Source organism: Picosynechococcus sp. PCC 7117 (assembly GCF_001693275.1).
GTDB lineage: Bacteria > Cyanobacteriota > Cyanobacteriia > Cyanobacteriales > MRBY01 > MRBY01.
Window position 1 is genome coordinate 2,688,499 of sequence record NZ_CP016477.1, and the last position, 12,176, is coordinate 2,700,674.

The window sequence follows — 12,176 nt, forward strand, 5'->3', positions numbered from 1 at the left end:
GGAAAACATTGCCGTGGCCCAGGTTGTACTCAACGATATTCACAAATCTTTTGCGGATCGCTCCACCGGAAAAATGACCGCCGTCTTGCGGGGGATTAACCTCCAGATCCAGGCGGGGGAATTTATGGTGCTGGTGGGAGCTTCTGGGTGTGGTAAGAGTACGTTATTGCGACTCATTGCGGGCCTCGAAACGGTGACAACGGGACAAATTGCCATTGGCGATCGCCCGGTGAATGATCTTCCGTCTAAACAGCGAGACATTGCCATGGTGTTCCAAAATTACGCCCTGTATCCCCACCTCAATGTCTATGACAACATTGCCTTTGGGTTGCGGCGGATGCCCACGGCAGAAACGAAAAGTCATTGGCTGCAAAATACCTGGCGGGGCGTCACCAGACCACTCCCAAAATCCCTGCGTTATCAACCGACTGCCGAATTACAGATCCGCCAAAAGGTGCAGCAGGTCGCCCAACTGTTGCAGATTGACCATCTCCTCACACGACTCCCGAAACAATTGTCCGGTGGCCAAAAACAACGGGTTGCTCTGGGGCGGGCGATCGCCCGCAATCCCCAGGTTTTTCTGATGGACGAACCCCTTTCTAATTTGGATGCGGCCCTGCGCAGTGAAACCCGCGCCCAGATCGTTCAACTCCAGCGTCAACTGGGGATTACAACAATTTACGTGACCCACGACCAAACCGAAGCAATGACCATGGGCGATCGCATTGCAGTGATGCACCAAGGGGAAATTCTCCAGGTGGCCCCGCCCCTTGAAGTTTATAATCGCCCGGTAAATCGCTTTGTGGCGGAATTTATTGGCTCGCCACCGATGAACTTTCTGTCGGTGCAGTTGACCGTCGCTTGCGTCGTTGAACATCCCCAATTCCGCTTTCCCGTCCCAGAAGGTTGGCGACCCTTACTCCAGCCCTACCAGGGGCGATCGCTCCTCCTGGGCATCCGGCCCGAACACCTCAGCCTCAGTACCGCCGCCCCCGAAAATCTTGAAGTGGCGATCAATCTTGTCGAAGCCCTGGGCAATGAAACCTTCCTCTCGGCTCACCCCGTTGACTTGCCGCTACAAAATCTCAAGGTGCGCATTCCCCCCAAGGCTAAGGTTGCCCCCCAGGAAAAAGTCTGGTTGGCCTTTGATTTAGAGCAACTCCACTTTTTTGATCCAGAGACGGAATTCAGCCTCGGTCAACCCCACCCCAAGGGTGAAGCGGAACAACTGATCCGTTAAACTTTGGGATGTTGAGTCGTGTGGCGATCGCCCCAGCACCCTATGAATGAATTGCTGACCAAAATTCAACACACCACGCGCCACGCCAAACAGGCAGGGGCGCTGCATTCTTTGACCACGGCCCAGGAAGTGATTGTTGACCATGGGATTCCCTTTGTGGTGCGCATTTTAGAGCAACTCGACCGCAAGGAAAATTATCAAGCGAAGCAAGAAAAAGCGAAGGTGAATCCTTTTTTGCCCTACGAACAGGATTTATTCGTTTGTGATCTGACGCCCCACCATGTCTGTCTGCTGAATAAATTTAACGTCGTCGATCACCACATTTTGATCATCACCCGGGAGTTTCAGCCCCAGGAAACCTGGTTAATGGAAGCTGATTTTACTGCCCTGGCCCATTGTCTCCAACGTCTTGATGGCTTGGCCTTCTATAATGCCGGGGCGATCGCCGGGGCGAGTCAACCCCACAAACATTTGCAATTGATCCCTTTCCAAAGCAATGGGGAAACCTTTTCAGTGCCCATCGACCAAGTGTTATCCCAGCTCAATGATCGGATGCAGCCCCAGCAAATTCCTCTTTTTCCCTTCATGCACGGGATTATCCCTCTACCCCAGGATTACGACGGCAAGATTTTGTTCGATTGTTACCTCGCCCTGCTGCGTTTTCTCCGCTTCATTGACGGGCCGCTCAACCCCGGCTGGCAAACCCAAGCCTATAATCTTCTCGTTACCCGCCGTTGGATGTTGCTGGTGCAACGGGCCCAGGATCAGTATGAAAAAATTCCAGTGAATTCCCTGGGGTTTGCGGGGGCTCTTTTGGTGCGTAATCAGATGCAGTTGAGTTTGCTCAAAAAATTAACCCCCCTGCAACTATTAGCCTCAGTGGCGGCACAGGGGGATTTATCCCAAAGGGCGATCGCCCCCTTTGAATAAGCCAAAAAACTGGCTATGTGGGCTGTACCAAATCATCCAGGGAAGCCGTGGGCTGGTTGTACATTGCCTGGAGCACAAGGGCCGGATCGACATAGTTCCCGGAATATTTCAAGCCCCAGTGGAGGTGGGGGCCAGTGGTGCGTCCGGTCATCCCAACACGACCAATGCGAGTGCCAGCGCTCACTTCCTGACCAAGCCAAAGCTGAATGCCACCGTTGCGATCCATGAGGAAAGTCCCTTGACCAGAGGAAGAAACATAGCCACTGAGGTGACAGTAGATATGTTCCCAATCACCGGATTTAATCTGGATCATTGTGCCGCAGGCGGTGTTATCCGAAAGGCCCACAACTTTACCACTCCACCAGTTACGGATGTAGCTGCCGAGGGGGGCGGCAATGTCTAAGCCTTGGTGAAATTGGCGTTGGCCACTGGTGGGCGACGTGCGATAGCCAAACCCAGATGTGTAACTTTGAAAATTTTCGACGGGAAAGGAAGCCTGTCGCCAACTGTTGTTGATACTAACGCGGGTTTGGGCCTGGGCGATCGCCAGGGGTGTTGATTGTGGCTGAGGTAAGAGATTAAACCCCAACACAAGGGCCAAGGTCACAGCCCCCAGCAGGATTGGTTTAATCCAGCGGCGAGCACGACGGAGATAAAACTGTAGGTTAAGCATTTACATCAAAGCCTAAAATCCATGGTAAGGGGATGTCCCAGACAAAAAAGATCATGTTGACAAACCATTGTAAGTCTAGTCTTTAGTCTGCGCACTTTTGTTTCACAGATTTTTGACCTGCACCACTGCTGGCATGACATTTTTAAGACTGTTTTTCCGACTGGGAACCCACCAAATTCGGTTCTACCGTCGGGAAAAGGGCCGATTCTGTTCCCGAAATTGCCGCGTGGTGTTCGTAAAGCTCTACTGAGGGCGTGGGGTGTTCTTCAAGATCAGCCTGGGGATCCCCTGCCGGGAGCCATTTCAAGAAGACAAGGGGCAATAGGGTCGTCAGATTCGTGATCGTGACCAAAAGCCAAAGTCGGTCAAAATTGGTTTCTGTCACTCCGAGCCACTGGGTGAGAAGAGCCCCCAACTCATGGGAGAGTAAACCCGCCAGGTTCCAACTCGACATCAACAGGGCAAACATGGTCGCCTCGACACCGGGCGGACAAAGGCGCGCTGACAAAACCAAAATGGGCATCAGGGCAATTTCGCCAGTAACGGTCAAAATCAAATTATCCCCCAAGCTAAACCAGCGATCATCAATGCCCAAAGCACGGTTGGCGTGGGTCACAAGAATAAGGGTGGTAAAACCAAGGACGGCGGAAATGACGGTACTCCACCCCAACATTTTCCGGAACGAAACTTGCTTGAGATATTTTTGGTAGATGGCAATCCCCGCCAGGGCCGCAAAGCTAGTAACTAGGCGCACCCGCCCTAAAAATTCCGGGTTAAAGTCTAGCTCGTTGGTGACAAAAAAGAAAAAGGCAGAATCGGCACTGGGGGTGGCCTGCCAGAGGAAAACAAAGGCCGTGGGCAACAGAATTTTTTTCTGCCGTACTGCTCCCCAGAGGGTTTTCATCTGGTTGCCAATGTTATCGGTGGTAGCTTTTAGGGATATGGCTTCACGGGGTTGCTCAATAATTAACAAGGCGATCGCCGATACCAACAGCGGAAAAATGGCCGTAATCCCAAACACAACCCGGGTACTAAATTGTTCCAGTAACCAACCGCTCAAGTAGGCTGTTGTTAAACTCCCCACCGCCGCCACGGCCCAGGTCAAGGACTGGAGTGACCCTACTTTATCTAAAGATTCGGCCCGGGCGCGTTCGACCACCACCGAATCGACAATCACATCACTAATTGCCACGGAAATCGAACTCAAGACAATCATCGTTGCTGCCAACCAGGGCGCTTGGACAATGGTGGCCATCGCCGCCCAAGCACCACAACCGAGTAAGCCCGCCAAAATGAGATAGGAGCGTCGTCGATAACCAAAGATCGGAAAGCCATCCGACAAAAAGCCAAAAAGGGGCTTGACGACCCAGGGAAATGCCGCGAGTCCCGTAAGGGCTGCCACTTCTGCCGGGGTTAGGCCGAGGTCATCTTTGAGGAAAAAGCTCACCGCAAGCCGGGAGAGATTGAGAATCCCCTGGACGAAATACACCGTCAACAGAGCAAACAACTCTGGGGTGACAGCATGGCCGAAGAGGGTTGGTTTTTTGAGATTGTCGAGAAAGGTCATCAAGGGAACGCTTATGATGAAGTTTTGTAAAGTCTTTTCTCAGTATAGACAACCTTTTCTGAAATCTGTTTAGCGTAAACCAAACCCTAAGCGATTAAATTCGGCTTTGGTTTCTTCCGATAAGGAATGTGTAGTCAGGGTTTTGAGCAGAGCCAAAGGAACGGTAATGTGGTCTGCCCCAGCAATTATGGCATGGGTGACTTCGGCGGCGGATTTAAGGCTGGCGGCCAGAATCGTGGTTTTACTTCCTTGTAACAGAGCTTTCATGGCGCGGAGAAGGCTACTACCATCCCCCTGGAGGTTTGTGGCGCGGTTCACGTAGGCGATCGCATATTTGGCACCACCTTCTGCAGCGATTAACGCTTGGGTCGGCTGATAGATGGCGGTGACAGAGCAGCTCATTTCCGGGGCGAGTTTGGGCAAAGCCTGAAAGCCGTTGAAAGTGGCGGGAATTTTAAGCACGAGCTGATCGCCAATGATTTCCCGTGCCCGGTGGGCCTCGCGGAGCATCCCCTCACAGTCTTCACTGACTAACTGGTAATAGAGTTCTCCAGGCGTGATGGCCGCCAAGGTTTTTAGGGTCACTTCCGGGGGCGCATCACTTTTGGCCAGGAGGGTAGGATTGGTGGTAATGCCCTTGACCCAACCCCAGGCCATGGCTTCGGTGGCTTCGGTGGCGATCGCCGAATCTAAATAAATCATGGTTCCCTTTGGGCGCAATGGTTTGGTATGCCTTGAGCCTAGCCAATACTGGCGAGGGTATCAATGTTTGCCGTGGTCATGTCTTTGCAGGTGCGTTTAATCAGGCCCGTTAACACTTTACCGGGGCCAATTTCTACGGCCTCTGCAACTTCTAGGGCGCTCAGTTGCTGCATGATTTCGAGCCAACGGACAGAACCGGTCATTTGGGCCTTGAGGCGCTCCTTGAGGGCGGCTGCTTGGGTTTCCGGTTGGGGATCGACATTAGACAGTACGGGTACCTGGGCATCGGCAAAGGTAACGGCATCGAGAATCGCTTCAAATTGGGCGGCGGCTTCGGCCATAAACGGGGAATGGAACGCACCAGAAACATTCAAGGCGATCGCCCGCTTGGTTTTGACACCATTCATAATCGCATCAACGGCTTCTGGGGTACCGGAAATGACAACTTGTTGTTCGCTGTTGTCGTTGGCGAGGGTCACGCCCTCGGTTGCCGCAATTTTTTCCATTAATTCAGTACGGTCAAACTTCATCAGGGCCGCCATTTTCCCCCCAGACGCTTGATCCATCAGTTGGGCGCGCTTTTGCACTAATTGCAAACCGGCGGCGAAATCATAGACCCCAGCCGCATAAAGAGCGGAATATTCACCGAGGCTGTGGCCCGCCACAAAGTCTACCTGGGGCGCTTTCTCCCGGTAGCGATCGCAGAGAATCGCCTCTAGCACATAGAGACAGGGTTGGGTGTAAAGGGTGCGGGAGAGGGTCGCTTCATCCCCCTGGCATTTTTCTAGAATCGACCAACCGAGGATTGCCTCTGCTTCAGCAAATCTTGCTTTGGCGACGGGATGTTCGGCAAGATCAACACCCATGCCCACCGCTTGAGATCCTTGGCCCGGAAAGACCCACGCAATTTTACCCATTACACACGCTCGTTATTGTTGCTACAAAAATTTTCCAGACTTGATTATAGGGGATGGCGATCGCCCCTCATTTTTTCCCAGGCTTACAAAGCTCCGGCTGCCGTCTGATCAATCACCCCAAAGCCAAGGTGCGACGTAATATTTAGCGCCTGGAGTACCGGTTCACTGTCTGCCCCCTGGAGATAGTCAATGACCGTCACTGCACAGTTCCCCTGTTTCACCGCCCAAATATCCTGGGGCTGTAGTCCCATCAAGCGACAGAGAATCACCTTGTTAATGGCATCATGGGCGACCACTAAACCCACTTGATTCGGGGTTTGGCTATACTGCGCCACAATCTCATCCCAGGCTTCGTTGGCCCGGTCCCACACCTGTTGGAGATTTTCCCCCTCTGGCATCTGGACTGTTTCTGGCTTGGTTTTCCACTGGGCCAGCATGCCGGGGAAGCCCGCTTCAATGTCAGCTTCTAGTTTGCCTTCCCAGAGGCCATGGCCAATTTCTTCTAATTTAGGGTGGGTACCCAACACCACCCCAGGATGGGCTTGCAGAATGATTTCAGCGGTTTCTTTGGGCCGACTCATGGGGCTAGTCATGCCGAAATGCAGGGTCACATCCTTAAGGAATGCACGGGCTTTGGCGGCTTGGGCTTGGCCATTCTCATTTAATGGAATATCCATGGTGCCTTGGAAACGCCCTTCCTTATTCCAGTTGGTTTCCCCGTGGCGCACGAGCAGCAAACGGAGACCTTTGTGGCCCGGACGGTAGCTGGGGAGGGGCAGGCCGAGGTGGGCCGTTTGGTTAATTGATTCAAATTGAACAATGTCTCCCAACTGGCCGACAAAATTCAGCACATTGATGCAGCAGTTAGATTGTTGAATGCTCTGATATTTACTGGGGGGGATGCCCGCCGCACTCATCAATAAACAGCGGTTGATGCCATTGTGGGCGACGATTAAAATAGTCTCCCCTTGGTGTTTGGCGAGGATTTCCTGCCAAAATTGTCGGGCTTGGTCATAGAGGTCTTTAACCGGAGAGTGCTCGCTCCCATCGGCGTGGGTCATCACAAATTCAGCGGGATTTTCGTGCCAGAGGCGATAGGCTTCTGGATATTGTTCTTTGACGTCACTTTTGAGGAGTTTTTCCCACTGGGGCAAATTAATTTCTAGCAGACCCTCACTGGTGATGGGAGCGGGGGCCTTGTCGAGGTGCTGGTGGATAATTCCAGCGGTTTGCTTGGCCCGTTGGAGGGGGCTGCAATAGATCGCAGCAAAGTCGATGCCCTGGAGGGTTTGGCCTACGGTGGCGGCGTCGGCACAGCCTTTGTCGGTGAGTACTGATTCATCACAACGGCCCTGGATCATTTTGAGGGCGTTATAGCTACTTTGTCCGTGACGCACGATTATGACGCGGGTTGCCACCTTGGTTTCCTCCATTATTTGGGTGTGGTGTTGCGAGGGGGGAATTTTTGCCTACACCATAGTATCTGGTTCGGGGTCAGGGGAAAAGGTGAAGTTCGGGCTATGATTTTGGGGCATGAATACGGGGAAATTTTTTGCAATGGAACGGGCTGTGGATGTGGCGATCGCCCTCGGAAGTAACTTGGGTAACTCCTTAGAAATCTTAGAAAATGCCATTCAACATTTGAGCGAACATCCGGCGATCGCCCTAACGGCTCGGTCTGCTTGGTACCGCACAGCCCCGGTCGGCCCGCCACAACCGGACTACATCAATGGTTGCGTGACTGGTCAGGTGCGCAATCTCAGTCCCGAAGCTCTCCTCGAAATCCTGTTGGCGATCGAGCAAGTATTTGGACGGGAACGGCGAGAACGTTGGGGGGCGCGGACGTTGGATTTGGATTTGCTTTTGTATGGCCAGGACATGATTTATCTGCCCCATTTGCAGGTGCCCCACCCCCGGATGCAGGAACGGGCCTTTGTGTTGGTGCCTCTAGCAGAGATTGCGCCCCATTGGTGTGAACCCCGGACCCAACGAACGATCCAAGCCCTCAAGGAACGGCTTCCCCTCACTGGAATTCAGAGATTAGACAGCGAAACTACGGGGAACCATTATTGATTGTAAATATCTCCCCCTAGGAAAAGCAGCGGCAACGGTAATTCTGACTATGATGGAAGATATTGGACGAATGGCAATATTTGGTGGAGTGTTCCCATGGTGCGTATTTTTTCTAGGCTGTTGGGTGGTATGGGTCTAGCCTTGGTTTTGGGAGGAACATTGACGCCGGCGATCGCCCAAGCGCGCCCCTGTGGTTCGACTCCTTGCCTCTTCGCCCAAGGTGCTGGCATGACCGCCGATTCAGTGGATGAATTGGTATTCCAGGGCAATGAATATTACGACCAAGGGCAATATGAACTGGCCCTCGCCGCCTACGATGCCGCCTTGATTTTGAATGCGAACGATGCAGAGCTTTGGATCTGGCGGGGCGTTACCCTAGGGGCCTTGGGGCAGCACGAAGAGGAATTGGCCAGCTATGATCAGGCGATCGCCCTTGACCCCGATCAAAACCTGGTGTGGTACAACCGGGGCGTTGTGTTAGGAGCTTTAGAGCGCTACGAAGAAGAACTGGCTAGCTATGACCGCGCCCTGGAACTGGATCCAGGGGATGTGGATGCTTGGTATAACCGGGGTATTGCCCTGGGCTTTCTGGAACGCTATGAAGAAGAATTAGCCAGCTACGATCAAGTACTAGCGTTAGATCCCGCAGATGTGGATGCCTGGTTTAATAAAGGCTATGTTCTGGCCGATCTAGGTCGCCATGAAGAAGCGATCGCCACCTATGCCGCCCTCCTAGCACTCGATCCCGACGACGCCGAAGCCTGGAATAATCAGGGTATTTCCCTCGAAGCACTGGGGCGCTATGCCGAGGCGATCGCCAGCTATGACCAAGCCCTCGCCATTGACCCAGACTACGAAGACGCTTTGATCAACCGAGAAATTGCCCAAGCTGCCCTAGAGCAACTTTAAACTTCAACTAAATCAATCTTTATCAAAAAAAATACCCAGCTCCGGTGATGGGTATTGCTTCAGCTTATAAATTTGGCTCAACTTTTTTCTATTGATGGCTCTATTGGTGACAAGTACAGCCCCCATGGCCACAGCCTTCACTCCCTGCGGGATGGCCATCGGCACAGGCTTGGCTGCAATAGCTCTTACCTTCCTTTTGGATAGCGCTATTGAGATCCACGATGCAAAGACAAGATTCACAGGCACACTTCATTTGGGTCACAGTTACCATGGTTTAAACCTCCAAGGTATTGTCTTAAATAGTTGAACGATTGTTCACATTTTTAGATTAACACATGAACAACTATTCAGGTATTGTTTGGATCAACGAACCATGACAGACCACAGTGGCAAAATCTTGAACCAAGTCAAGGCCCAACGGATGGCCGAATTTTTTGGTGTCTTGGGGGATGCCAATCGCTGGCGTATTCTTTCGGCCCTGGCCACCGGAGAGATGCGGGTGGGGGAACTCGCCGCCGCCGTTGAAATGAGTGAATCGGCTGTCTCCCACCAACTAAGAACCCTGCGCACGGCACGTTTAGTGAGCTATCGCAAGGAAGGGCGGAATGTGATTTATCGCCTCAAGGATCACCACATTCTTAATCTTTATCGTGACGCTTCGGAGCACCTAGACGAACCAGAGGATGGACACACCCACTAATCAACGCGGCTGCCGGTTGCTTGGCGGATATAGGCTTGATCTGCCTCGTAGAGTTTGCCCATCGCTGGATTGTGGGGCGGTAAACCCAAAATGGCAAGATCTGCTTCGACCATAATCCCGACGAGGGTCGGAAAATCAATACTCGGCTCCCAGTTCAGTTGTTTTTTAGCCTTTGTGGGATCGCCAATGAGTAAGTCCACCTCGGCAGGACGGAGATAACGGCGGTCAAAGGCGACATAATCTTCCCAGTTTAGATTAACGTAGGCGAAGGCGGTTTCTAAAAATTGGCGGACTGAATAGGTTTCCCCTGTGGCAATGACATAGTCGTCGGGTTTGTCCTGCTGCAACATCAGCCACATCGCCCGCACATAGTCTTTTGCATAACCCCAGTCCCGCTTGGAATCGAGGTTGCCGAGGTACAGTTTGTCCTGCTGTCCGGCGATAATTCGGGTGATCGCCCTGGTGATTTTCCGAGTAACGAAGGTTTCCCCCCGGCGTGGCCCTTCATGGTTAAACAAAATGCCATTGCAAGCAAACAGATCATAGGATTCGCGGTAGTTCACCGTTTGCCAGTAGCCATAGACCTTGGCGCAGGCGTAGGGACTGCGGGGATAAAAGGGGGTCGTTTCCTTTTGGGGCACCTCTTGCACAAGGCCAAACATTTCCGACGAACCGGCTTGGTAGAAGCGTACTTCATTGCCCGTCCGTTCCTGGTAGTCCCGAATCGCTTCTAGGATACGCAGCGTCCCCATCGCCACGGTATCCACGGTATATTCCGGCGAATCAAAGCTCACCCGCACATGGGATTGGGCACCCAGATTGTAAACTTCATGGGGCTGGATTTTTTCGATTAATTTTCCTAGGGATGTGCCATCGGTGAGATCCCCGTAATGAAGAAAGAACCGAGCGTCGGGGGTATGGGGATCGACATAGAGATGGTCAATGCGGTCGGTATTAAAGGTAGAAGCGCGACGGATAATGCCATGAACTTCGTAACCCTTTTCGAGGAGTAGCTCCGCCAAATAGGAGCCATCTTGTCCGGTGATCCCTGTTACCAGTGCTTTTCGATTACCCATGGAGCTCGTGTTTACTCAACATATCAATTAAGCAATTTTAGAACAGTATTCACCGATATGGACTTTAAGACGCCATTTACATGGTGCCCTTAAAAAGACCCTGGGGCCGCACCAACAGCAAGACCACCATAATGAACAGCGCAACCCCCAGCTTGTAGTCTGGGCCAAGCCAGGCCACACTGAGTTCTTGGGCAATGCCAATCACAAAAGCACCGGCGATCGCCCCGTAGGGATTGCCAATGCCCCCCAAGATCACCGAGGCAAACATCGGCAAAATTAAAAACCAGCCCATATTCGGCCGCACCGTGGTGATCAGCCCGTACATACTGCCGGCGATCGCCGTTAAAGTCCCTGTAATAATCCAAGTCCAGAGCACCACCCGTTCCACATCAATGCCGGACACCCGTGCCAGGTCAATATTGTCAGCTACTGCCCGCATCGCTTTGCCAACCTTGCTATTTTGCAGGATAAAATGCAGCCCTAAAATTACTAAAACCGTCAGCACCATCACCACGACCCGATAGTAGGCAATACGCAAATCTGGCACCGTTTCCGGGAGTCCCACAAGTTCGGTCAAGTTAATGGCCCGTACCACCGGAAGATCATATTGTTGATTGCCACTGCCCCAAATAAACAGCACTGCACTACGGATAAACAGTGCCAAACCAATGGAGATGATGATCAAGGTTGTCGGTGTCGCCCGCTTATCTCGCATCGGCTGCCAGAGTAATTTTTCTGCCACGAGCATCCCACCAATGGTGCCAAAGGCCCCTACCACCATCGACAGCCAAATATTTAACCCCAGGGAATTACTTAGCCAGGTAATGTAGGCTCCCAAGGTCATATAATCCCCGTGGGCAAAATTGGATAAGCGCAGAATCCCGTAGGTTAGGGTCAGTCCCACGGCAGCAAGGGCCAGGATACTCCCGACCGACAGACCATTGAGAACGAGTTGCAGGGTGTCCATGGCGAAGGTGAAGGTAAGGGCTAAGGAAATAAAAAATGAATTAATCTTACCAAGCCTACCTTGGCAGGGGAAAACTGGGAACGCAGAGGGGAATGCTACAATTTGAAGCCATAAAATCTTCCCTATTTAAACCCATAAAATTCCCCTTCCGGTGCTATGCAAGAGTTTTTTGAGAACGTCCTCCGCTACCCCCGTTACATGATCAGTTTGATCCTGGGGATTTTTATCAGTGTATTTGAATGGCTGAAGCCGCTATTTTTTAAAAATAAAGCGACGGCCACCGCCACGATTGGGCTTTTGGTGGGTCTCTTTGCGTTTCTCTACTTCACCCTGCGGGCAATGCTTGGTTTAAGTGTTGTTTAGCTTTTTTGTAAGCTGGACAGAAAATTTTAAGATCAGACGTAGGGTGGTCAAAAACGATC

General features: G+C 52.1%; 14 protein-coding genes. 6 read left to right on the forward strand and 8 right to left on the reverse strand.

Going from position 1 to position 12,176, the window contains the following annotated elements; all coding sequences use genetic code 11:
• Positions 1-13 precede the first annotated feature (13 nt).
• Both AWQ22_RS12880 and AWQ22_RS12885 read left to right on the forward strand, forming a co-directional pair.
• Positions 14-1,240 carry an ABC transporter ATP-binding protein gene (locus AWQ22_RS12880; RefSeq protein ID WP_065711343.1) on the forward strand — a complete coding sequence of 409 codons (1,227 nt, stop codon included), beginning with the start codon at positions 14-16 and terminating at the stop codon, positions 1,238-1,240.
• A 42-nt stretch (positions 1,241-1,282) separates the two neighbouring features.
• The gene (locus AWQ22_RS12885; RefSeq protein WP_065711344.1) at positions 1,283-2,170 is read left to right on the forward strand and encodes a DUF4922 domain-containing protein; all 888 of its coding nucleotides are present in this window, start codon (positions 1,283-1,285) and stop codon (positions 2,168-2,170) included.
• Positions 2,171-2,183: 13 nt separating this feature from the next.
• On the opposite strand, the gene AWQ22_RS12890 is transcribed toward AWQ22_RS12885, so the two are convergent.
• From AWQ22_RS12890 to AWQ22_RS12910, 5 genes are all read right to left on the reverse strand, one after another.
• Positions 2,184-2,843, reverse strand: coding sequence for a M23 family metallopeptidase (locus tag AWQ22_RS12890; RefSeq protein ID WP_030007788.1), 660 nt, complete (start codon positions 2,841-2,843; stop codon positions 2,184-2,186).
• A gap of 142 nt (positions 2,844-2,985) precedes the next feature.
• Positions 2,986-4,410: a folate/biopterin family MFS transporter gene (locus tag AWQ22_RS12895; protein WP_065711345.1), complete on the reverse strand. Its 1,425-nt coding sequence runs from the start codon at positions 4,408-4,410 to the stop codon at positions 2,986-2,988.
• A gap of 69 nt (positions 4,411-4,479) precedes the next feature.
• Positions 4,480-5,112, reverse strand: coding sequence for a transaldolase family protein (locus AWQ22_RS12900; protein ID WP_065711346.1), 633 nt, complete (start codon positions 5,110-5,112; stop codon positions 4,480-4,482).
• Positions 5,113-5,150: 38 nt separating this feature from the next.
• Positions 5,151-6,029 (reverse strand): ACP S-malonyltransferase, encoded by an 879-nt coding sequence (gene fabD / locus AWQ22_RS12905; RefSeq protein ID WP_065711347.1) that lies wholly within the window; start codon positions 6,027-6,029, stop codon positions 5,151-5,153.
• Between the two features lie 83 nt (positions 6,030-6,112).
• Entirely contained in the window at positions 6,113-7,447 is a 1,335-nt protein-coding gene (locus AWQ22_RS12910) for a histidine phosphatase family protein (RefSeq protein ID WP_030007792.1), read from the reverse strand.
• Between the two features lie 139 nt (positions 7,448-7,586).
• Between AWQ22_RS12910 and folK the strand changes: the two genes are divergently transcribed.
• Together folK and AWQ22_RS12920 are read left to right on the forward strand one after the other, a co-directional pair.
• Positions 7,587-8,102 (forward strand): 2-amino-4-hydroxy-6-hydroxymethyldihydropteridine diphosphokinase, encoded by a 516-nt coding sequence (gene folK / locus AWQ22_RS12915; protein WP_065711729.1) that lies wholly within the window; start codon positions 7,587-7,589, stop codon positions 8,100-8,102.
• 96 nt (positions 8,103-8,198) lie between these two features.
• Positions 8,199-9,011 carry a tetratricopeptide repeat protein gene (locus tag AWQ22_RS12920; RefSeq protein WP_084449003.1) on the forward strand — a complete coding sequence of 271 codons (813 nt, stop codon included), beginning with the start codon at positions 8,199-8,201 and terminating at the stop codon, positions 9,009-9,011.
• Positions 9,012-9,111: 100 nt separating this feature from the next.
• Here AWQ22_RS12920 and AWQ22_RS16410 read toward each other — a convergent pair whose 3' ends face one another.
• A complete protein-coding gene (locus AWQ22_RS16410; protein ID WP_012308158.1) occupies positions 9,112-9,282 on the reverse strand; it encodes a metallothionein in 171 nt (56 codons plus the stop codon).
• Between the two features lie 102 nt (positions 9,283-9,384).
• Between AWQ22_RS16410 and AWQ22_RS12930 the strand changes: the two genes are divergently transcribed.
• A complete protein-coding gene (locus tag AWQ22_RS12930; RefSeq protein WP_065711350.1) occupies positions 9,385-9,711 on the forward strand; it encodes a helix-turn-helix transcriptional regulator in 327 nt (108 codons plus the stop codon).
• Here the strand turns inward: AWQ22_RS12930 and gmd are convergent.
• Positions 9,708-10,787 (reverse strand): GDP-mannose 4,6-dehydratase, encoded by a 1,080-nt coding sequence (gene gmd, locus AWQ22_RS12935; protein WP_065711351.1) that lies wholly within the window; start codon positions 10,785-10,787, stop codon positions 9,708-9,710. The genes AWQ22_RS12930 and gmd overlap by 4 nt on opposite strands.
• 76 nt (positions 10,788-10,863) lie before the next feature.
• Positions 10,864-11,754, reverse strand: coding sequence for a branched-chain amino acid ABC transporter permease (locus AWQ22_RS12940; RefSeq protein WP_012308161.1), 891 nt, complete (start codon positions 11,752-11,754; stop codon positions 10,864-10,866).
• 156 nt (positions 11,755-11,910) lie between these two features.
• On the opposite strand from AWQ22_RS12940, the gene AWQ22_RS12945 reads away from it, so the two are divergent.
• Positions 11,911-12,117 (forward strand): DUF751 family protein, encoded by a 207-nt coding sequence (locus AWQ22_RS12945; RefSeq protein ID WP_012308162.1) that lies wholly within the window; start codon positions 11,911-11,913, stop codon positions 12,115-12,117.
• Positions 12,118-12,176 lie beyond the last annotated feature (59 nt).